General features: G+C 44.6%; 17 protein-coding genes and 2 tRNA genes. 10 read left to right on the forward strand and 9 right to left on the reverse strand.

What is annotated here, in order from left to right; genetic code table 11:
• Positions 1-5: 5 nt before the first annotated feature.
• Positions 6-455, forward strand: coding sequence for a DUF1896 family protein (locus tag Cop2CBH44_RS10205; protein WP_007486316.1), 450 nt, complete (start codon positions 6-8; stop codon positions 453-455).
• On the forward strand, positions 442-6,564 hold the full coding sequence (locus tag Cop2CBH44_RS10210; RefSeq protein WP_200754753.1) for a helicase-like domain-containing protein: 6,123 nt from the start codon (positions 442-444) through the stop codon (positions 6,562-6,564). Before Cop2CBH44_RS10205 ends, Cop2CBH44_RS10210 begins: the two co-directional genes overlap by 14 nt.
• A 63-nt stretch (positions 6,565-6,627) precedes the next feature.
• Here the strand turns inward: Cop2CBH44_RS10210 and Cop2CBH44_RS10215 are convergent, their stop codons facing one another.
• The 7 genes from Cop2CBH44_RS10215 to rplU form a co-directional block, all read right to left on the reverse strand.
• Positions 6,628-7,641: a PDDEXK nuclease domain-containing protein gene (locus Cop2CBH44_RS10215; protein WP_141418885.1), complete on the reverse strand. Its 1,014-nt coding sequence runs from the start codon at positions 7,639-7,641 to the stop codon at positions 6,628-6,630.
• 136 nt (positions 7,642-7,777) lie between these two features.
• On the reverse strand, positions 7,778-8,104 hold the full coding sequence (locus Cop2CBH44_RS10220) for a helix-turn-helix domain-containing protein (protein WP_004295487.1): 327 nt from the start codon (positions 8,102-8,104) through the stop codon (positions 7,778-7,780).
• A 3-nt stretch (positions 8,105-8,107) separates the two neighbouring features.
• Positions 8,108-8,419 (reverse strand): helix-turn-helix domain-containing protein, encoded by a 312-nt coding sequence (locus Cop2CBH44_RS10225; RefSeq protein WP_004303820.1) that lies wholly within the window; start codon positions 8,417-8,419, stop codon positions 8,108-8,110.
• A 398-nt stretch (positions 8,420-8,817) separates the two neighbouring features.
• A complete protein-coding gene (locus Cop2CBH44_RS10230; RefSeq protein WP_004295489.1) occupies positions 8,818-9,678 on the reverse strand; it encodes an RteC domain-containing protein in 861 nt (286 codons plus the stop codon).
• Positions 9,679-9,783: 105 nt separating this feature from the next.
• Positions 9,784-10,641: a helix-turn-helix transcriptional regulator gene (locus Cop2CBH44_RS10235; RefSeq protein ID WP_200754754.1), complete on the reverse strand. Its 858-nt coding sequence runs from the start codon at positions 10,639-10,641 to the stop codon at positions 9,784-9,786.
• Positions 10,642-11,131: 490 nt separating this feature from the next.
• The gene (gene rpmA, locus Cop2CBH44_RS10240) at positions 11,132-11,389 is read right to left on the reverse strand and encodes a 50S ribosomal protein L27 (RefSeq protein WP_021929890.1); all 258 of its coding nucleotides are present in this window, start codon (positions 11,387-11,389) and stop codon (positions 11,132-11,134) included.
• 21 nt (positions 11,390-11,410) lie between these two features.
• On the reverse strand, positions 11,411-11,722 hold the full coding sequence (rplU, locus tag Cop2CBH44_RS10245) for a 50S ribosomal protein L21 (protein ID WP_021929891.1): 312 nt from the start codon (positions 11,720-11,722) through the stop codon (positions 11,411-11,413).
• A 1,098-nt stretch (positions 11,723-12,820) separates the two neighbouring features.
• Between rplU and Cop2CBH44_RS16735 the strand changes: the two genes are divergently transcribed.
• From Cop2CBH44_RS16735 to Cop2CBH44_RS16555, 4 genes are all read left to right on the forward strand, one after another.
• Positions 12,821-13,063 carry a sigma factor-like helix-turn-helix DNA-binding protein gene (locus Cop2CBH44_RS16735; RefSeq protein WP_416336746.1) on the forward strand — a complete coding sequence of 81 codons (243 nt, stop codon included), beginning with the start codon at positions 12,821-12,823 and terminating at the stop codon, positions 13,061-13,063.
• A 459-nt stretch (positions 13,064-13,522) separates the two neighbouring features.
• On the forward strand, positions 13,523-13,762 hold the full coding sequence (locus Cop2CBH44_RS16545) for a hypothetical protein (protein WP_246469110.1): 240 nt from the start codon (positions 13,523-13,525) through the stop codon (positions 13,760-13,762).
• A 26-nt stretch (positions 13,763-13,788) separates the two neighbouring features.
• Positions 13,789-13,950 (forward strand): hypothetical protein, encoded by a 162-nt coding sequence (locus Cop2CBH44_RS16550; protein ID WP_246469111.1) that lies wholly within the window; start codon positions 13,789-13,791, stop codon positions 13,948-13,950.
• Positions 13,950-14,240, forward strand: a complete 291-nt coding sequence (locus tag Cop2CBH44_RS16555) for an IS110 family transposase (RefSeq protein WP_246469112.1) — start codon at positions 13,950-13,952, stop codon at positions 14,238-14,240. The genes Cop2CBH44_RS16550 and Cop2CBH44_RS16555 overlap by 1 nt, the downstream gene beginning before the upstream one ends.
• A gap of 286 nt (positions 14,241-14,526) precedes the next feature.
• Here the strand turns inward: Cop2CBH44_RS16555 and Cop2CBH44_RS10260 are convergent, their stop codons facing one another.
• Together Cop2CBH44_RS10260 and Cop2CBH44_RS10265 are read right to left on the reverse strand one after the other, a co-directional pair.
• Complete coding sequence (locus tag Cop2CBH44_RS10260; RefSeq protein WP_200754756.1) at positions 14,527-15,264, reverse strand: site-specific integrase; 738 nt, start codon at positions 15,262-15,264, stop codon at positions 14,527-14,529.
• A gap of 136 nt (positions 15,265-15,400) precedes the next feature.
• Positions 15,401-15,473 (reverse strand) — tRNA-Pro (locus Cop2CBH44_RS10265).
• Between the two features lie 181 nt (positions 15,474-15,654).
• On the opposite strand from Cop2CBH44_RS10265, the gene Cop2CBH44_RS10270 reads away from it, so the two are divergent.
• The 4 genes from Cop2CBH44_RS10270 (at position 15,655) to trxA (ending at position 22,027) form a co-directional block, all read left to right on the forward strand.
• A tRNA-Phe gene (locus Cop2CBH44_RS10270) sits at positions 15,655-15,727 on the forward strand.
• A 441-nt stretch (positions 15,728-16,168) separates the two neighbouring features.
• Positions 16,169-17,605, forward strand: coding sequence for a DUF1565 domain-containing protein (locus tag Cop2CBH44_RS10275; protein ID WP_200754757.1), 1,437 nt, complete (start codon positions 16,169-16,171; stop codon positions 17,603-17,605).
• Between the two features lie 185 nt (positions 17,606-17,790).
• Positions 17,791-21,618, forward strand: coding sequence for a DNA polymerase III subunit alpha (gene dnaE, locus Cop2CBH44_RS10280; RefSeq protein ID WP_200754758.1), 3,828 nt, complete (start codon positions 17,791-17,793; stop codon positions 21,616-21,618).
• Between the two features lie 94 nt (positions 21,619-21,712).
• Positions 21,713-22,027 (forward strand): thioredoxin, encoded by a 315-nt coding sequence (trxA, locus tag Cop2CBH44_RS10285; protein ID WP_021929544.1) that lies wholly within the window; start codon positions 21,713-21,715, stop codon positions 22,025-22,027.
• The last annotated feature ends 67 nt before the right edge of the window (positions 22,028-22,094 follow it).

The raw sequence follows: 22,094 nt of genomic DNA on the forward strand, positions 1-22,094 counted from the left end.
TTATCATGCCAGACAAGCAACACCATACCCCCACGGGGGAATTGTCCTATTACGGACTTTCGTTACTATCCTACCTCAAGGACAGCCACCCGGAACTCATCGCCGAAGGTGAATTCATCGCCGAGCGGGCCGACAGCGCCGCCCAAGCGTACAGCGAGGCGATCCGTTCGGGCTGCAACCACATCGAGGCCGAAGAAATTGCCCGCGAGGAACTCTACCGCGGACTGCACTTTTCACCCTACAACACGCTGGTAAACATCCTCTGGAGGGAATTCGAGGCGGAGATTCCCGAGGATACCGCCCGGCAGGCGGCTCTACGCCTGCTGCCCCTCTGCCGCGGGGTGCTGGAGAAGTACGACCTCACGGACGACTTCGCCGACACGCCCGACTACGAACTGTTCTATACCGAACTGACGGGAACCGTCCAAATACTTCTCGAAGATGGCATTCAATAAGAAAACCCACCTCCGCCAGAATATCGACGCGCTGAAGACGGCCTTCACGCTCGACAGGGAACGGCGGGCGCCGACTCCCGAAGAAGAAAGGACACTCGGCGCATACAGCGGCTTCGGCGCCATCAAGGAAGTGCTGGAAACCCCCACCGGGAAACCGGACAAGGACGGCATGGCAACGCTCGTGGCCGAGTTGCACGAGGTCATCAGGACGAACACCCCCGACGAACGGGAATACAAGCGCTACATGGACGGGATCAAGAACTCCGTCCTGACGGCTTTTTACACGCCCCCGAAAGTGGCAGACGCCATCGTGGAGGCGATATGGGATACGCGGATCGCCCCCAAACGTATTCTTGACCCCAGCGCGGGAACGGGGGTTTTCGTCAGTGCCGTGGATTTCCACGACCCCTACGCGGAGATCACCTGCTTCGAGAAAGACCCCGCCACGGGGTTGATCCTGAAGCACCTGCACCCCGAAAAACGGGTGCGGGTACAGGGATTCGAGCGCATCGAACCCAAATACGCCGGTTACTACGACGTGGCCGTGAGCAACATCCCTTTCGGGGACGTGGCGCTCTTCGACCCGTTCTTCTCCACCCATACCGACCCCGTGCGGCGGCAAGGCACACGGGCGCTGCACAACTATTTTTTCATGAAGTCCGTCGATATGGTACGCGAGGGCGGCCTGGTGGCATTCATCACCTCGCAGGGAGTATTGAACGCCGAGCAGGGACGCCCCGTGCGCGAGTGGCTGATGAACCGCTGCGAGCCCGTATCGGCCATCCGGCTGCCGAACAACCTCTTTACAGAACACGCGGGGACGGAGGTCGGCAGCGACCTGGTTATCCTGCAAAAGAAAGCCGCCACGGGGGAACTGTCCGAACGGCAGCGGGATTTCATCGAATCCCGCAAGCTGTCGAACGGCATCCGGATAAACAACCTTTTCCAGTCGTTCGACAGGGTGATCCATACCGAGGCCAAAGTAGGCAAAGACCCCTACGGCAAACCGGCGATGGAGTTCACCCACGCGGAGGGCGTGGACGGCATCGACCGGGAGATGCGGCGTATGCTCTCGGAGGATTTCAACCGGCATTTCAACGAGAGTTATTGCCTGGAACATGCTCCGGAACAGACACCCGGCACACCGGAGCGGGAATTGTCCCGTTCCCGTCAGGCGGAACGCCAGCGTGCCGAAAGACACGAGCCCCGCCTTGTCGGAGAAATCGTCAAGGAGATTATCGCCGACGCCCGTAACCTTCAGCAGCAACGGGAAGAGGAGGAAAAACGCCGCGTCGTCGCCGAAATGGCGGCGCAGGGCTACCATGTCGATACCGAAACCGGGGAGATTACCCGAATCGAAAACAAACCCGGACAAGCGTTACCGGATTCTGCCGCCACATCCGCCGGAGAACCGACCGGGGAGGATCTGGCCGACTTCGGGGCCTGGTCGAAAGAGCGGGAGAATCGCTTGTGGGAGCAGCACCCGCCGAAACCCGAAGATTTCGGCATGGCGGATACTCCCGTGCAGCACGTGGGCGGAATAACGGAACCGAAACCGCGGGAGGGCTTCGCCGGGTCGCTTTTCGACACGGTGGAAACGGCGGCTCCCGTACCTGCCACCCAAGCTGCCGAACCGGTAAACGTGCAGCAGGAACCGTTGCTGACGCTCTACGACCTGTTCGGCTTCAGCGCCGAGGAGCGGCGGCAGGCAGAACTCGGTATATCCAAGAAAAGGAACAGCCGCCGGGGAGCAAAGCGGAAGACGCCCCGGCAACCCTCGTTATTCGCCCCGGTCTCCTCTCCGGAGGAACAGAAGAGCGAAATGCCGAAAGCGACGCCACCGGAGCGTGATCCCGAAGACTTGTATGCCTCCCTGAACTGGGAGGACAACCCGCCGATCAACGGCTTTTACGAGATGATGATGTCGCTTACCCCGGAACGGAGGGCGGAATTGCGCCGGCAAAACGCCCGGCAGCAGGAAACCCCGGAACAGCGGGAACGGCAGGCGGTACGCCCCCCGACGGAAGCCCCGAAAGACAAACGGAAACAAGCCGCCGGTACGCCGAGAACGGGCGGCCTGTTCGACACGCCGGAAAATCCGGAGGAGGAAGAACCCGGTAAAGAAATGCCGCAGATACGGGAGGCGGATATGAAACCCCGCCCGTTCGAGGGGGAGGTCGCCCCCTATTTCCGCGAGGGGACACTCGTCACGGACGGACAAAACCGGGTCGGCTACCTGCGGGAGATTGAATCCCTGCAACCCATGTTCCACCCGCTGGAACTCACGCCTGCACAACGGACGAAAGCCTCCATGTATATCGAGATACGCGATGCCTATTACCACCTTTATAACAACGAGGCGGAAACGCTGACGGCGAACCCCGCCCTGCGGGAGATGCTCAACCGGCTTTACGACAATTTCACCGAACGCTTCGGACGGCTCAATGACAAACGCAACCTCGACCTGATCAAGATGGACGCGCGGGGGACGGAGATTCTATCGCTGGAGCGTTACATCGACGGCAAGGCACGCAAAGCCGACATCTTCGAGCGTCCCGTGGCCTTCAATCCCGATGAGATCACGCACGCCGACGACGCTTCGGAGGCCCTTGTGGCCAGCCTGAACAAGTACGGCCGGGTGGAACCGCACTACATGGCCTCACTCACGGGAACTACCGTGGAGGGAATACTCGGGGAACTGAAAGGACGCATCTATTACAACCCGGAAACGGACGGCTACGAGGTTGCCGACAAGTTCATCGCCGGCAATGTCATCGGGAAAGCCGAACGGATCGAGGCGTTCCTGCGGGAGAATCCCGACCACGCCCCGGCCCGGGAATCGCTGGAGGCTCTGCGCGAGGCGACGCCCAAACCCATCGCTTTCGACGACCTGGATTTCAACCTGGGCGAACGGTGGATTCCAAAAGGTGTTTACGAGCGTTTCGCCTCTTCGCTCTTCGATACGGAGGTGAAGATCACCTTCGCCTCCAACCTGGACGAGTACGGCGTGAAGGCGGAAGCGACGAACGTGAAGATCACGGAGCAGTATGCCGTCAGCGCGCAGACCCGTAAGTACAACGGCCTGCACCTTTTGAAACACGCCCTGCAAAACACTTCGCCCGACATCACCAAGACCGTCCTCAAATGGGTGGACGGCGAACGGCGGGAGGTCAAAGTGCGTGACGGGGAGGCCATACAGCTCGCCAACAGCAAGATAGACGAGATCCGGGGTGCTTTCCCCGAATGGCTACGCGAGCAGTCGTCCGACTTCAAAGACCGCCTGACAGACCTCTATAACCGTACTTTCAACTGTTACGTGCGCCCGAAGTACGACGGGACGCACCAGGAATTCCCCGACCTCGACCTCAAGGGGCTGGGAATAGACAATCTGTATGACAGCCAGAAGGACGCGATATGGATGGACAAACTGCTCGGCGGCGGGATAATCGACCACGAGGTGGGCGGCGGAAAAACCCTCATCATGTGCTGCGGGGCCTACGAGAAGAAACGCCTCGGACTGGCCAACAAACCCATGATTATCGGGCTGAAAGCCAACATCCATGAAATAGCCCGGACGTTCTGCACCGCTTACCCGATGGCCAAAGTCCTCTACCCGGGCAAGGAGGATTTCACGCCCCGGAAGCGTGAGCGCATCTTCCGGGAGATACGCAACAACGACTGGGACGCCGTGATCCTCTCGCACGAACAGTTCGGCATGATACCCCAGTCTCCGGAGATACAGCAGGAGATATTGCAGACCGAGCTGGACTGTGTGGAGGAGAACCTCGAAGTGCTCAAAGCACAAGGCAGGGACGTTTCCCGCGCCATGATGAAAGGGTGTCAGAAACGCAAGGCCAACCTGGAAGCCAAGTTGCAGAAGGTGGCGCACGCGCTGGAAACACGCAAGGACGACGCCGTGGACTTCCGCCTCATGGGTATCGACCACCTCTACGTGGACGAGAGCCACAAATTCAAGAACCTGACTTTCACGACCCGGCATGACCGGGTGGCGGGCCTCGGAAATCCCGAGGGGTCGCAGCGGGCGCTCAACATGCTTTTCGCGCTGCGTACCATACAGCAGCGCACGGGCCGCGACCTGGGGGCGACGTTCCTCTCGGGAACGACCATCTCCAACTCGCTCACGGAACTGTACCTGCTTTTCAAGTACCTGCGCCCGAAGGAACTGGAGCGTCAGAATATCCGCACCTTCGATGCCTGGGCGGCCATATTTGCCAAGAAAACCATCGACTACGAGTTTTCCGTGACCAACGAGGTCGTGCAGAAAGAACGGTTCCGATATTTCATCAAGGTTCCCGAACTGGCCATGTTCTACTCCGAGATTACAGATTACCGCTCGGCGGAGGATATAGGGATCGACCGACCGCAAAAGAACGAGATATTGCACAATATCCCGCCGACACCCCAGCAGACGGAGTTCATAGAACGGCTGGTGCAGTTCGCCAAATCGGGCGATGCCACGCTCCTGGGCCGCCTGCCGCTCTCGGAGCGGGAGGAAAAGGCGAAAATGCTCATTGCCACAGACTACGCCCGCAAGATGTCGCTCGATATGCGTATGATAGACCCCGAACTATACAGCGACCACGTGGACAACAAGGCGAGCCACTGCGCCCGTATGATTGCCGGTTACTACCGCCGTTTCGAGGCGTACAAAGGTACGCAGTTCGTATTCTCCGACCTGGGAACCTACAAACCCGGAGCGGGGTGGAACGTCTATTCCGAGATACGGCGTAAACTCGCGGAGGATTACGGCATACCCCAAAGCGAGGTGCGGTTCATCCAGGAGGCGACCTCGGAAAAAGCGCGCAAGGAGATGATCGCCGGTATGAACGCCGGGAAAATCCGCGTACTCTTCGGATCGACCGAGATGCTCGGGACGGGAGTGAACGCGCAGAAACGCTGCGTGGCGATACACCACCTGGACTGCCCCTGGCGTCCCAGCGACCTGGAACAGCGCGACGGGCGGGGAATACGCACCGGGAACGAGATCGCCAAACTCCATGCCGACAACAAGGTGGACGTGATATTATACGCCGTCGAGAAGTCGCTCGACGCCTACAAGTTCGGGCTGTTGCACAACAAGCAACTGTTCATCCGCCAGCTCAAGACCAACAACATGGGAAGCCGTACCATCGACGAGGGGGCCATCGACGAGAAGAGCGGCATGAATTTTTCCGAGTATGTAGCCGTCCTCTCGGGAAATACAGACCTGCTGGACAAGGCCCGCCTGGAGAAGAAGATCGCCACGCTCGAAAGCGAACGCCAGGCATTCGTGCGCGGCAAATCATCGAGCCGCTACAAGCTGGAGCAGATCACGGAGAAGATAGAGAAGAACAACGACCTGATACGGCGTATCGGCAAGGATCTGGAACACTTCAAGGCCCGCGTCGAGTTCAACGAGGACGGCTCGTACCGCAATCCCGTGAAATTGAACGGGCTGGAAACCTCCGACCCCAAGCTCATCGGGAAACAGCTCAACCGTATCGCCGAAACGGCACGCACGCTCGACAGGCTCGAACCTATCGGGAGCCTCTACGGGTTCGAGCTGCTCGTCCAGAGCGAAACGACCGGGAAAGACGGGCTCGACCTGGTGCAGAACCGTTTTTATGTCCGGGGTGAAGGGGATTATCTCTACCAGTACAACTACGGGAATATCGCCTCCGACCCGCGACTGGCGGCGATGAACTTCATCCACGCGCTCGCGACCATCGAGCCGACACTGGAGAAATTCCGGAAAAAGAACGAGGAACTGGAGAAAGATATTCCCGTCCTGCGGGAAGTAGTGGAAAGTTCCTGGCGCAAGGAGCCCGAACTGACGGCCCTGAAAGCTGACCTGACGGAAATAGACCGCAGGCTACAGCAAAGCCTCAAACCGATAGAAGAGAGCGAGGGAAAGGAGGCGGAGGAGGATAACGACGTATGCCGGGAACGGCATGACACGGCGGAAGAGCTCCCGGGGAAAGACAACACGGCGACCCGTATTCCTTCCCGGCTGCGGCAGATTGCCGACGCCTCCGGGGGGCGCATCGTGATCGCGGGCGTGGGCAGCCCGCCGGAGAACGGCCCCGCGAAGAAAGGGATCAAGATGTAAGCGAAAAGCCGACGGAAGTACAGATTTCCATCGGCTTTTTTCATATGCCCGTGAGCGTTGTCGTCACACTTCCTGCAAGAGTGTTTGCAGCTCCTCCTGCGTGGGAAGATAGGTCATGTACTGGGCGGCGAAGACCTGCTTTTCATCTTCGGGCAGCGTATAACGGACGACCGCGTCGTTTTTCTCCGCGCAGAGGACGATACCCACCGGAGGGTTATCCCCGGGATTCATCAACTCACGGGTGTAGTAATTGACATACATCTGCATCTGCCCCAAATCCTGATGGGTCAGCTCCCCGGATTTAAGGTCTATTAAAACGAAACAGCGGGCCAGGTAATTGTAAAAGACCAGGTCGATGTAGAAATGCTTGTCGTCGAAGGAGATACGCTTCTGTCGCGCAACGAAGGCGAAGCCTTTCCCGAGTTCGAGCATCAAGCGCTGCAAGCGGCTGATGAGCAGTTGCTCCAGATCGGTTTCCAGAAAATGCTCTCCCTGCGGGATACCGAGAAACTCCAGGATATACGGGTCGCGGATGATCTCTTTGGGTTCGACACGCCCGGGTTCGGTACGGGAAATCTCCTCTTTCACAGCCTTCTTGTCTCGGCTGGCCAGCAGGCGGTCATAGAAAAGCGTGTTGATTTGGCGGTCGAGCTGCCGGACACTCCAGTTTTCCTTGACGCACTCGTGCAGGTAAAAATCACGGGCGGCATCGCCCGACACCTTGAGAAGCGTGCGGCAATGCGACCAACTCAATTTATCACACAGCGTGTGATATTTCGGGTAGCACTGGTAAAACTGCCTCATGTACCGCAGGTTGGTGGCCGTGAACCCGTTTCCGAACTCCGTCACGAGCCGCCTGGAAAGGGTGTTGATGACAGCCTTGCCATATCCGGCACGGCCGGTTCCCTGCTGCTCGTACTCCACTATGTATTTCCCTACCTGCCAGTAAGCCCTCACGAGGGTCGAATTGACATGATGTATCACCTTCGCGCGCGCTTCCTGCAAGATATGGCGCACGTTATGCAGCAGCTCTTCCTCCCCTTTGTCGGCAGGATATATTTTATCAGTTTCTTTCATTGCTTCATTATTATATAGGCTTCCAAGTGCAAACATACTGATTTTACGGCAAATATCGAACGGTTGTACCGCCTTGTCGTGCCTTATTCCATGTATCTCCGCGTTTTTCCATGACGCCGGACTCTCGGGACAGGGCCTAACCGGAACCGGCAGGACGATCCTTTTTCAGCTTGCGGAAATTACTGAAGTTACGCTCGATGAACCGCAGGACGTCCGATTCCCGGTAGAAGGTCTTGTGATAGATCATCTCGTAAGGCAGCTCTCCCGAGGTACGGTAACGCTGGAGTGTGCGCTTGCTGATATTGAGCATGCGGCACAGGTCGTAATTGTCCAGAAGACGCTCCCCGTCAGGCAGGATGGAAAGCGGCTGCTCCACGTCCCCCGCGCACAGCTTCTCGATACGTTCCAGCCGTTCCGAGAGCCGCTGCATCCATCCGTCGAAATATTCCTTATCCAGAAACATGGCCTACTCCTTTGGTCGGTTCTTGCGCCGCACGGAACGCTCTTTCAGCACACGGCGGATTTCCGTGAGGGAATAATACAGCTTCCGGTTGATGGCCGAATAGGTGATCACGTGATCCGAGCGGAGGCGTTGAAGGGTACGCCCGCTGATGCCCAGGTAACGGCAGACCTGCTCGCCGTCCATCCATTCGTCGTTTATATACTCCTTATTCCATGCACGCCCCTTTTCAGGGAGAGAGGCGATTGCAGCCTCTATTTTCTCTATACGCCCGACAAGCTCGTTATAGGCTCGCGAACCGATCACTATGATTTTCATACTCCTTTGTTTTTTAGTATGTTACAAAGGTCGGGCTTATATGGACAGCTTAAAACGAGGTCGGTACGACTTTTTTTTGATAATTTGCAGTGAACTGATTCTCAATGGTTCATGCGGTGAAGAAGGCAGTGTTTTTTGCCGAAATCCGCAGCCCGTACTCGGTATTTTTATTGGCAGAAATGCGATAGAATACTGTGATTCAACGCTTAACGGTGTTCTAATCCGGACGGGGCTACAACGGAACACCCGTATCGGCTCCTTATACGGGTGCAAATACGGGCGTTCGGGAAAGTTCCTTTCGAGAGTTACGGGGGAAAACCGACCTCGGTTCTTTTGTTATATACAACGCTGATTATCAGTGTTTCTATAAGAAATAGAGAGCTTTACCGGTTCATGTTCTACTCGGAATTGCCGTTTTTCTTGTTTCGCTTCCACGTCTGCATACGTTTAAGCAGGGCCTCTTTCGCCTTGTCAAGCCACGGTGTCGGGTTGTTTCGGATTTTCATATCGCAGAATGTCCTCGAAAGGTTCATGTCGAGGTGTACGTTGAAAGCGTTGGAAATGTAGCTGGCAAGTTGCGTGAGTGGCACATTGCCGAAACAGCCTTTACTGTCGAGCAGGTAAATAAGTTCCGTCAGATCCGTCTTCGAGTCCTGCCATGTCGGACGCACGTCAGGCAATGGCAGAACCATGTTCCGGAGGTTCGTGCTCTCCAGTGATTCCAATTCGCCCATAAGATAAACCGACAACATGTCGTTGGCCAGGATTTTAGCCACCTTGAAATCTGCGTTTGTCGAAAACTGCGGGTCGAGTTCATAGTAGAAGGTTTCCAGGTATTGCTCCGTGTCGGTCTGCCCGCGCAGGAAATAGAGGCTGTCCAGGTGTGTAGCGCCGCTGCGGAAATAGCGGATAAAGTCGAGGCGTTTCTGCGTGTACGCGTTGATGGCCCGAACATGGGCGTCCAGGTACTCCCGTTGTGCCTCGATACTTCCTACCGGACGGTTCATCTCGATATTGTAGAGCTTGCGGTAATAGATCAGACGGCAAAAAAGACGGGGTTTGATTTCTTTGAAGAACTTTATTTCCTCGTCATCGTTTTGAAAACGGTAGCCGATGATATATTGTTTCAAACGGTCGAACGCTTCTCCCAGGACACGTGACGCTTCAAGCGACTTTTTCAACACGTCGGTATCCCGCGATTCGATACGTTCGATACTCCGCAGGACTTCGCTGTTTAATTTTTCTATAAATGCAATCATAATCCGTCTTGTTACTTTCGCGTATAAAGTTAGCGAATCGAAAAACCGGCGGATTACGATTTTTATCTTTCTCTTCGTTTTTTTATCACGGAGCCGATTTTAATGTCAAATCCGGCTTTCCTGACGGATGGAAGTGGGATTGCTCCCCATATTCCGCTTGCAAAAGTCCGTAAAGTGGGATTGGGCGGAGAAACCGCACATGTAGGCTATTTCCTGCAACGTGTAGTGTGTCGTCCGCAGCAACTCCCCGATACGTTCGATACGGCGCTGACGCAACCACGAGGAGGCCGAGCAGCCGAAAACCCGCTGGAAACGCCGGCGGAAGGTAATCGTGCTGGAATACCCGCAAACCCCGGCGAGTTCCGTGACGTTATCCGAGGCAAGATAATTCGATTTGACACGGGAGATGAACTCGTAATCGTCCCCCAGGTGCAACAGCTCCTCGAACTCCCCGACATCGGCGGGAGTGAGATGTTCATAAGAGGCGTCGAGCATTTTCAGCATGACAGCAGCGTTACATTCAACGGGCATACCCAGTGTCTTACGGGCTTCACGCAGGTAGTTCTTGAACCGCAGCCGCAGCGTGTCGTGATGCGGGTAGGAACACTGGGACAGAATGGTGCAAACCGTCCGCAGTTCATTGACACAACAGTAGCCGAAATACCACGTTACAAGACGCTCGACGTAATGGACGGCATGAAATTCCTCCGAAAGCATCAGAAGAAGCAGGAACGGGGTGAAATCCTGGTATTCCCCCGTTATGGGACGGGGTGCTTCGTCAAGCAAGGAGGCGATGTCCCGCATCAGCAGAGAATCTCCCGAATACGCTTTTATTTGTTCGGAACTGCGGGCATAATCCCGGTAACGCGATATGACCGCCGACAAAGAATTGAACTTCACGGCGTGAACGCCTTCTATAAAGGAAGGGCGAAGACTGTTGTAAATGGATAAGTCGGTTTGCATAAGTCATTTCTATAAAACGGAGCCGCATCCCCTTGTTGCCAAAGCTCCGCAAGTCGTTACTTATGAACCGCTTGGAACACGGTACGAATCCTAATTACAAATATATCGTATCCGACAATCCGGAACAAATATCAGCAGGTAAAAATGAAAATAAACCTCGTTATTTTTGATTTTTACCTGCAATAATATTATATTTGCAAACAAATAAGAGTTGTTTGACAGCATGAGAAATATAGTGTATCAAAGCACTTTACCAATTTCTTATCCGTTGCCCATTCTCATGCGAGTTTCTTTTAATCTATTTGTAGTCAATTAAATACCTTCAGACTACATCAAATATACTAAAATTTACTCATTTTAAATAGTAAATCTCTACTCCTTTTAAACTACAAAAACAATAAAGAAAAAGGTATAGGAAATGCATTTCCTATACCTTTTTCTTTATTGTAATCAAACAAAAATACCTTTGTCTCGTTACAAATCAAACCGATTAGTTCTGAGGTTCTACAGAAACATAAGAACGATTATCTTTTTTTCTGCGAAAAACAACAACTCCATTTACCAAAGCGAATAAAGTATGATCTTTACCCATACCAACATTCTCACCTGGATGATGGACTGTTCCTCTTTGACGAACAATTATATTGCCAGCCTTGGCAACCTGTCCACCAAAAACTTTAACACCTAATCGTTTACTTTCTGATTCTCGGCCGTTCTTTGAACTACCGACACCTTTCTTATGTGCCATTTTCTTTAAGTTTTAATAGGGTTAAGCAACAATCTCTTTAACTAACACTTCCGTAAAAGCTTGGCGATGACCGTTGCGTTTACGATAACCTTTTCTTCTTTTTTTCTTGAAGACGATAATTCTTTCTCCTTTAAGGTGAGATAATACTTCACATACAACCTTAGCACCTTCTACAAGAGGGGTTCCAACTTTTACATCTCCGTCGTTGTCTATCAACAACACCTTGTCAAATTCAACAGCAACACCTTGATCTGCTGCTAAACGATGAACAAACAATTTTTTGCCTGCTTCAACTTTAAATTGCTGTCCTTGAATGTCTACAATTACGTACATCTGTTTTTTTATTATATACAGGTTACCTTCGGAAGGTGGAAGAACTTTTCTTACTTCTCTTGTCTACCTTGCCGAAATAAAGTTGCAAAATTACATCTTTATTTTTTATACACAAATTCTTTTACTAAGAAAATTATTTGATATTCTTAGTGAAAAGGAATAATTGTTTTTTTAATTATTTCCAAATCATCCATATTCTTCCATAGAGAAAAAGAGGATTTGGACAATCATAAAAAATAAAAGAGAAAGGCATTGTGCCTGTTACAAAAGACAAAACTATATTATATAGAATAGGGATATAATGTTACATCCATTCTATTGAAACTTTGTAATGACAATCGATTTAGAAAAAATTTCTTTTAAGTAATTTGATACAAAAAAATATTTCCTAAACGACTAGGTTCTTTACTCCCATTTTTCAGAAAGACAATTTTTAAAATTAGCGTAATAATAAACAGCTCAGTTTTGTCATTGTAATCATGTTCTCTTTTAAAGATAAATTACAGAAAATGATGATGATATATATGCATCTTGCACACATCATACTCAAAATGCACCTTTACCACTATAATAAACAATATTATTATAATGGTATATTTGTAGTTTAATACCGCACTGGCTATAATCAATATATTGCTTTCCACATTTATTTATGTTATCGTTTTACTTTAAGAGACCTCTTCAGTAAGAGGACGTAGAAAAGCAAAAAACTTTCGCTTGAATTTTAAAATATATTTATATACTAAAGAATTTATTTTTAAACTAAAAGCTACTCTCTAAATAATAATTCCATTTTTAATCTAAAAACATATTTTTTCATGAGATTTTGTGAAAATTCCAAATAAATTGTTTGCGTTTGTAACGCAAAACATCAAAATAGGCGGAGGCTACTTTATATTATTAATATTAATGAGTAGCCGTGAAAAAATTTTACTCTTTATTGTTGTATTTACGCAAGTCTCGCTTAGAACACCTTTTTCAAAGCATTGTCCGGATCCTTCGGTTAAGAGCCATTGATAAAACATTGTGTATAAGGATATAAAGTTCATTCCTAAAAATCATAAAAGAGTGACGATTGAAGATCCGAATTTGAAGTTTATGAAAGAATATTTTTCAGAAACACACAATAAGGTGCCTTTATCTCCACCTTGCGGGCTAAAATTAGTAAATAAAATCATAACCGAGTCTCTAAATGAAAAATATCGTTTAGTACTAGGATTATATTTATCTAATCACAATTATCAGGAAATTGCAAAGGAAATGAATATTTCCGTTACACCCGTAAGGCAAAAAATATATTTTATTCGAAAAACTTTATTTGATAAACTACCAAAATCTTAATATATCGATACTTATTTACAAAAATACTCCTTCACTCGATATTTTCCACATTTATAATATGATTAAATATGCATCCTCAAATAGAAGAGTATAATTCACAAATAACTGAATTCCAGAAACCATACTGATGGGAACTTTCTTTTACAGAAAATTCTTCGCTCTAATACCTGATATTATAAATTCTAAAAATGCAGTCAAATAATTGGTAGATAAAGTTACCACGTTAAAAAAATAGTATTCAATCAGAAGAAGACTTGAAAAGTTTCTATATTGTTCGTTCCATTCTCTTCCTATATGTCAACATCAATCAAATAATAACATTACCTTAGATTTGCATCCGAGAATTACAGATAAAATAGAAAAGATAAATTTGTGAAGCAAAGAAAGAGAACAGGAAGTGAACCAGAAAACATTACGGAAAATCTAAGTTCCATTGCCATAAACGGACTCCCTGTTTGTTTGAACCCAGACCCAGATAGTAGGTTAACATCCATTGTTAAGGTAGTTAGGTTAAGTTCAAGCCCTTTCTTTATAGAATACTCATCAGGTATTCAGCGAGGAAAGAATGACAAGGTGGATGCTAAACGCATCGCCATCTATGCCAGTCGCTTCCAAGACAAAGTACGCTATTACGAACATCCTACAGAAGATATTGAAAGATTGAGAAACAACTTGAATTCGAACGCACCCTGTATGTGACGAATTTGGCCAAATACAAAGGACAGATGCAAGACCAGAAGGACTATATGCCCAAAGCCTTATATGAACGCAAGATGAAGCGTTTGCAGGCGTTGATGGATGACTTAGAGGAAGCCATACAAGCCATTACAGACGAAATGGACGAAGTCATAGCCTCTTGGTATTGTTCAGGCAGAGGGAACTGTTGATGTCCATAGACGGTATGGGACGTGTAGTGGCAACCAACATGATAATTGCAACGGAAGCCTTTACTAGTTTTGACGATCCGAGAAAATTCAACTGTTATACGGGAGTAGTCCCTTTCTCTTACTCTTCCGGAAGTTCCCAACACTCAAAAGCAAGAGTGTCGCATAGGGCAGATAAGGTAATGAAAAGACTGCTGCACTTGGCTGCCGTGGCCATGACACATCGTATTGGAGGTGAACTGAAGAAGTATTACGAAAGAAAAGTTGCCGAAGAAAAAACAAGATGTCCGTAATCAATGCGCTACGGGCCAAAATTGTAACCAGAATGTTTGCAGTCATCAAAAGAAATGAGAAATATAAACCTATTTTATCATAAATAATTTGCAAAAATCATAGTAGTATGGCAGACTTTTTTATTTGGGGACATTATTAAACAACCGTAAACCGATGTGCCCGCTGTATTTCAATGGTAATAATAAATACTTAGTAACCTTCTCCAAAACATGTAATAAAATATCATATCGATTGTCTCGATAATATTATAAATATGGTCAAGATATCATAAAAAATAGCTAATTATTATAAAATCAGATATATTATAAGCCTATCATGATCGAATACCCACAAACAGCAGCGACCAATTTCCTCTCCCCAATAATCATATAAGCGAATCATGTCACCATCCGGAATTATTGTTCGTTGTTTTCTATGTAACCGTTTTCCCAGAACCGAAATTCCTTCTGTCGGACATTCCTTCAAGTAAGAGTTCTGAACCAAATATGAAGAAAATACACGTAGAAAAGTCAGATAATTATCCCGAGTTTGAGCTGTATTTTCCCTGTCAATATAAACATAATCCAAAAACTCTGATACGAACAGCTTATCAAATTGGTATATGTAAGTAATCGGAACTTTACGACTTCCGTTCCATTTAACCATATTCCTAGGATAGGAAGCATAACCAACATACGTTTCTTCCCGGTAATTCCCATCGGCAAACATTTTTTCAATAAACCGACGATATTTTTCGCATACCTCTGTAAAAGTATGATATGCTCGAGAATTTTCAGACTCTATCCAGGGATTCCACCCCTGGTCAAGTTTTCGGGATATTCGTTTACATAGCTCTCCAGCATATCGTCTGCGACCAGCCGCTTTCTCTATAAAATTAATTTTGATTTTTTTTCGTCGCATTTTACCTGCAACAGGATCGAATGCATAAAAACCAATATACCACCGTTTCCCAACATATAACTTGGGATAAGTGTAACCAATAATTTCTTTTAGTGCAGTTTGGTCTTTCTTTTTTGACAACATTTTTTTTACATTCTTCGCAACTAGCAAAAAATGTAACGTTAGATATCCTATTTTATCTCTCTGCCGTACCTCTGCCGGCATATATAAACTAACACAGCCTAACTATTTATTAACTAAATAGTTAGGCTGTAATCTGTCGGGGTGAGAAGACTCGAACTTCCGACCTCCACGTCCCGAACGTGGCGCGCTGCCAACTGTGCTACACCCCGATTGGCTTTCGTGGATGCAAAGATATATATTTGTTCTTAACAAAAAAATATATATATACTTTTTTTAATGTCTTCCAAGAATTTTATTCGTAAAAAGTAAAATTATTAATGAATGTAAAAAAATAGATTAAAATTAGGTCGATTGAAAAAGTTATCATACATTTGCACTCGCAAAAACGATGGTGCCATAGCTCAGTTGGTAGAGCAAAGGACTGAAAATCCTTGTGTCCCCGGTTCGATTCCTGGTGGCACCACACTAAAAGTCAGAGAGTTACTAAAAAGTGACTCTTTTTTTATATCTTAAATCCTGTGTTTTTAGATCTAAAACTTAAACCAAATACACTACGACTACAACAGTCAACGTGATTTATTACTGCAAGTCTAAAGTCTTGAAAAAATAGAGAATCACCTATAGTAGTTCATGTAAAAAATGGGAAAACATACTACAAAAGTTTTAGCATCTCCATACATCTTAAATCCTGGTGGTTCAAGAACAACAAGCTCAAAGACAATTTCAAACAAAAATAACTATTCGATTCAGGAATTCAAAAAAACATTTACAACGATGCTATTAAAGTCAAGATTACAAAAACCACAGGGTACTATAATTCTCAACCTTTATTTATTCAACTAAATAAAAACAAAAATCTCTTATATATAGTAGATGATATTATTATCTTTAATTTTATTTACTTTTGTTTGATGATATCAAACAAGCAAATTTAATTTTAAAATTATCAAACATAACAATTATGAAGCACTTTTTTATAGTATTTATTTCCGTTATTATCGGATATACAGTTTTTGCAGCAGATAAAACTTCTATCGTATATGTTTCTACAGACGGAAATGATTTTTTAAACAATGGAACCATCAATAAGCCTTATAAAACTATAAAAAAAGCTTTGATAAGCACGGGCAACGATGCAACAATTATTATTCGAAGTGGAGACTACAGTGAATCTATTAATATTTCAGAACAAGCTAATAGAAGAAATTTAACAATAAAATCATATTCAGGAGAACGTGTTCGGTTACTATGTGGAGAACGAATAGAAAAAGCTGAAAAAGTTTCAGGATATAAAAAAGTTCTAAAAAGTTCTGTTTCATTATGTAGCAACTCTCCCAATTACAAAATATTTCAACATGACATTGCAGATAAAGAAACTCTCATTTCTCCAGAAGAACGACATCCTCTCCAAAAAGGAAAATTCTACAGATGTAATTCAACACCATTACATCACGTAACAAATATTAAAGATATTGAATCAGCTCAAAACCCGGCTTTTTATTATGATGAGAAAAACAAACTATTATATTTCAGTATTGTAGAAGGAACATCTTTAGACAAAAACCCAATTTATTTGCCTAAAGGTAATGGCCTTTATGGGGGTAACAATGAAATTGACTTAACTGTCATTGGTATTGAAATACTATATGCTCCATTTAATTTATCCAGATGTCCTGGAGCAAAAATTATAGATTGTGCCGTAAAATATGCCTTTGCCGGAGGAGGTTTTATGTACCACATGTCCACAGGAATAGAATTCATTAGATGCGAGGCAGCCCGTGTTTTTACAGAAAGTGGTAATGGAGATGGATTTAATGGGCATGCATACCTTCTACCCGAAAATCATCCTCAAGCTAAGCATACAACTGTTTCTCTAACTGATTGCTGGGCACATGATAATTATGATGATGGATATTCTAACCATGAAAGATGTGAAGGTATTGTCAGAGGTGGGCTCTTTGAATATAATGGTAAATATGGAGTTGGAAGTGGATACGGAGTTCATGAATCTGCTTTTAATGTCATAGCAAGAAAAAATCGTTATGGATTTGCTATATGTGCCGATGTTTTAGAAAATGAAGGTGGCTATGCTAGCCAAATGGTCGCCCATAATTGCATTTCTGAAAACAACACAGAAGCAGGTTATCTTATTTATACATCAAATACTCCTAATACAAACCCCAATAGCATGATTTTATATGACTGCTATTCCTTCAATAATAAAATCGGATTCGAAGTACAAGATAACTCAATACTTAAAATTATTAATTGCAAAGATTCCAACTCTAAAATTCCATATAAAGGGAATTTGATAATTGAAACTTTTGATAATCTGAAATGACATTATCACTAAATTTTATCATAAGTTTTATATAATTCTATAAATAAATATCTAAAAAAATAATTATTTATATTATTTTCTCATTAATGAAATGAAATAATAAAAATTTGAGCGAATACTTTTACTGATAAAATAAGCTTTGTAACTTTACACTCATAACAATAAAAACTAGAACATTTTATATCATGCATCCATTTGTCCATTTACACGTGCATTCCCAATACTCAATCCTCGATGGTCAGGCTAGCATACAAGCCTTGGTAGATAAAGCTATGCATGACGGTATGAGAGGTATTGCCATTACCGACCACGGAAATATGTTCGGTATAAAAGAGTTTTATAATTATGTCAACAAAAAAAATGGTCCTATAACAAATGAAATTAAAGACCTGAAAAAGAAAATAACTGCAATCGAAAAAGGCGAAATCGAATGTGAAAATAAAGAAACAGAAATTGCAAGTCTCAAAAAACAAATCGAGGAAACTAAAAAAAAACTATTTAAACCAATCATTGGTTGCGAAATGTATGTGGCCAGGAAACGATTGCAAGATAAAAACGGGAAACCAGACCAAAGCGGTTATCATTTAGTTGTCTTGGCAAAAAATGAAAAAGGATATCATAATCTAATAAAACTAGTTTCAAAAGCATGGACTGAAGGATTTTATATGCGTCCTCGTACTGACAGAGTAGAACTCGAAAAGTACCATGAAGGACTTATTGTATCATCCGCTTGTCTTGGAGGAGAAGTACCAAAAAAAATAAATAAAGGACTCATTGATGAAGCTGAAGAAGCCATAAGATGGTACAAAAATATTTTTGGTGAAGACTATTATCTTGAACTACAACGGCATAAAGCAACCGTCGAAAGGGCTAATCACGAAGCATACCCTTTACAAGTTACTGCCAATGCAAAAATACTTGAATTAGCAAAAAAATATAATATTAAAGTTATATGCACAAATGACGTGCATTTCGTTGATGAAGAAAATGCAGAAGCTCATGATCGTCTAATCTGTTTAAGTACTGGAAAAGACTTAGATGATCCTAACCGTATGCTCTACTCTAAACAAGAATGGATGAAAACCACGGCTGAGATGAATGAAGTCTTCGCTGACGTTCCTGAAGCACTAATTAATACTCAAGAAATATGTGATAAAGTAGAATTTTATTCTATCGATCATCCTCCCATCATGCCAACATTTGCCATCCCTGAGGAATTTGGGACAGAAGAAGCATATAGAAAAAAATATACTGAAGAAGATCTCTTTAATGAATTTACACAAGATGAGAATGGGAATGTCGTATTAAGCGAATCTGCAGCCCACGCTAAAATCAAAACTTTAGGAGGATACGATAAATTGTACCGCATAAAACTCGAAGCTGATTATTTGAAAAAACTAACTTTCGATGGTGCACAAAAAAGATATGGAGAACCTCTAGACCCAGAAATCCAGGAACGCCTAATATTTGAGCTACATATCATGAAGACTATGGGATTTCCAGGCTACTTTCTGATTGTTCAAGATTTTATTGCCGCTGCCCGTAATATGGGGGTATCTGTAGGTCCTGGTCGTGGTTCAGCTGCAGGTTCGGCTGTAGCATATTGCTTAGGAATAACCCAAATAGACCCTATCCAATATGATTTGCTGTTTGAGCGTTTTCTTAATCCAGATCGTATTTCATTACCAGATATTGATATAGATTTCGACGATGATGGTCGTGGAGAAGTTTTAAGATGGGTTACTGAAAAATATGGACACGAAAAAGTCGCCCATATTATTACATACGGAACCATGGCTACCAAAATGGTTATTAAAGATGTAGCTCGAGTACAGAAATTACCTCTTTCAGAAAGTGACCGATTAACCAAGTTAATACCAGACCGATTGCCAGAAGTAAATGGCAAATCCCCCAAAATAAATCTAAAAAATTGTATCGCTGCAGTTCCTGAATTGCAAAGAGCTTGTGACTCGTCCAATGAGTTAGTACACGATACAATGAAATATGCCCAAATGTTAGAAGGAAATGTTAGAGGAACGGGAGTACATGCTTGTGGAACTATCATTTGCCGAGATGATATAACTGATTGGGTTCCGGTAAGTACAGCAGACGATAAAGAAACTGGAGAAAAAATGCTGGTAACTCAGTATGAAGGTTCTGTTATTGAAGATACTGGCCTCATAAAAATGGACTTTCTTGGACTTAAAACTCTCTCTATCATAAAAGAAGCAATCAGTAATATAAAGTTACATACCGGAAAAGATTTGGACATAGACTCCATATCCATCAATGACGTTGCAACTTATAAATTATATAGTGAAGGAAAAACTGTCGGAACATTCCAATTTGAATCGGCAGGTATGCAAAAATATCTTCGTGAATTACAACCCACAACATTCGAAGATCTTATTGCCATGAATGCCCTCTATCGTCCAGGTCCTATGGATTATATACCTCAATTTATCGACCGGAAACATGGAAGAGAGCCTATCGAATACGATATTCCGGTAATGGAAAAATACTTAAAAGATACATATGGAATTACTGTATATCAAGAACAGGTGATGTTATTATCACGTTTATTAGCCAATTTTACCCGAGGAGAATCAGACGCTCTCCGTAAAGCTATGGGGAAAAAATTGAAAGATAAGTTGGATGCTTTAAAACCCAAGTTCATTGCTGGAGGGCAGAAAAATGGACATGACCCCAAAACTCTTGAGAAAATTTGGGCCGATTGGGAAAAATTTGCCTCATATGCATTTAATAAGTCTCATGCAACATGTTATTCCTGGGTAGCCTATCAAACTGCGTATTTAAAGGCGAACTACCCTTCCGAATATATGGCTGCTGTCATGAGCCGTAACATCTCAAATATCACTGAAATTACCAAACTCATGGATGAATGCAAAGCCATGGGTATATTAGTATTAGGCCCTGATATAAATGAAAGTAACTTGAAATTTACGGTCAATAAAGATGGGAATATTCGTTTTGGTCTCGGTGCAATAAAAGGTGTAGGGGAAGCTGCTGTTAATGCCATTATGGAGGAACGTAATAAAAACGGAGCATTTACAGGAATCTTTAATTTTGTACAACGAGTCAATTTAAATGCCTGTAATAAAAAAAATATAGAAAACTTGGCTTTGTCCGGAGGTTTAGATAGTTTCCCAGAACTAAAACGGGAGCAATATTTTGCAGAAAATAGTAAAGGAGAAACTTTCCTTGAAACATTAGTCCGTTATGGAAATAAATATCAGGTAGATAAAGCGACTCAGACCAACTCTTTATTTGGTGGTAGTGAAGCAATCGATATTGCCAAACCTGATATTCCGACCACAGAACCATGGACCGATTTGGAACGCTTAGAGAAAGAACGTGATTTAGTAGGGATTTATTTGTCAGCCCATCCTCTTGATGATTATGCATTAGCCCTTGAATATGGTTGTAATACAAAAATGGTTGATTTAGCAGACAAATCAGCCCTTCTAAACAAAGAAATAATAATGGGAGGTATTGTAATTGGATTTAGGGAAGGTGTTACTAAAAAGGGTAAGCCTTTCGGCATAATGAAAATAGAAGATTACTCTGGCTCTGCAGAAATTCCTTTATTCGGAAACGACTTTGTCGATTATAGGAATTATGGGTATAATGGTATGTACCTTCTCATCCGAGGACAATATCAACCTCGTAAATATAATGAGAATGAATATGACTTCCGTATTAGTTCTATTAGCCAATTACCTGATGTTAAAGACCAATTGTTGAGAAACATCACTATAAGTATTCCAATACGAGCATTACACAAAGGAAATATTGAACCTCTGGCAGATTTACTTCCAAATGAAAAAGAAGCACAGACACAGCTTTTCTTTGAACTAATTGACGAAGAAACCAACAATGTTGTAAAACTTTTTGCCCGTAATTCAACAATTAATATTACTAAAGAACTAATTAACTTTTTAAATGAAAATAATGACTTTTCATTTAAAATAAATGCACAAATAACAAATTGACATCGAAACAAATAGATATATATGTTTGTTTTTTTATAATTTTGGATCGAATTATAATTATCTGATTTATTCTAAACTAATTATTTATAGAATTATGGCTTTAAAATTTACTGACACTAACGTTAAAAATGAAATCAACTCAGGGAAACTTGTTGTTGTAGATCTTTGGGCTGAATGGTGTGGACCTTGCCGCAGTATAACTCCATCAATTGAAGAACTTGCAACTGAATATGAAGGTAAGGCTATTATCGGAAAATACAACGTAGATGAAGAAAATGAATTAAGTACGGAATATGGGGTACGGAGTATTCCTACAATTCTCTTTTTTAAAGATGGAAAACTTGCAGACAAACAAGTAGGAGCATCACCTAAAGCTTCTATAAAAGCAAAAATTGATGCTTTACTATAACTCATAAATATTTCAATCTATTTACTCACCCGGTAAGAAAAATTTTTTTTGCCGGGTGAAATATTTA

The sequence above is a fragment of the Coprobacter secundus subsp. similis genome (assembly GCF_015097275.1).
Taxonomy (GTDB): Bacteria; Bacteroidota; Bacteroidia; order Bacteroidales; family Coprobacteraceae; genus Coprobacter; species Coprobacter secundus.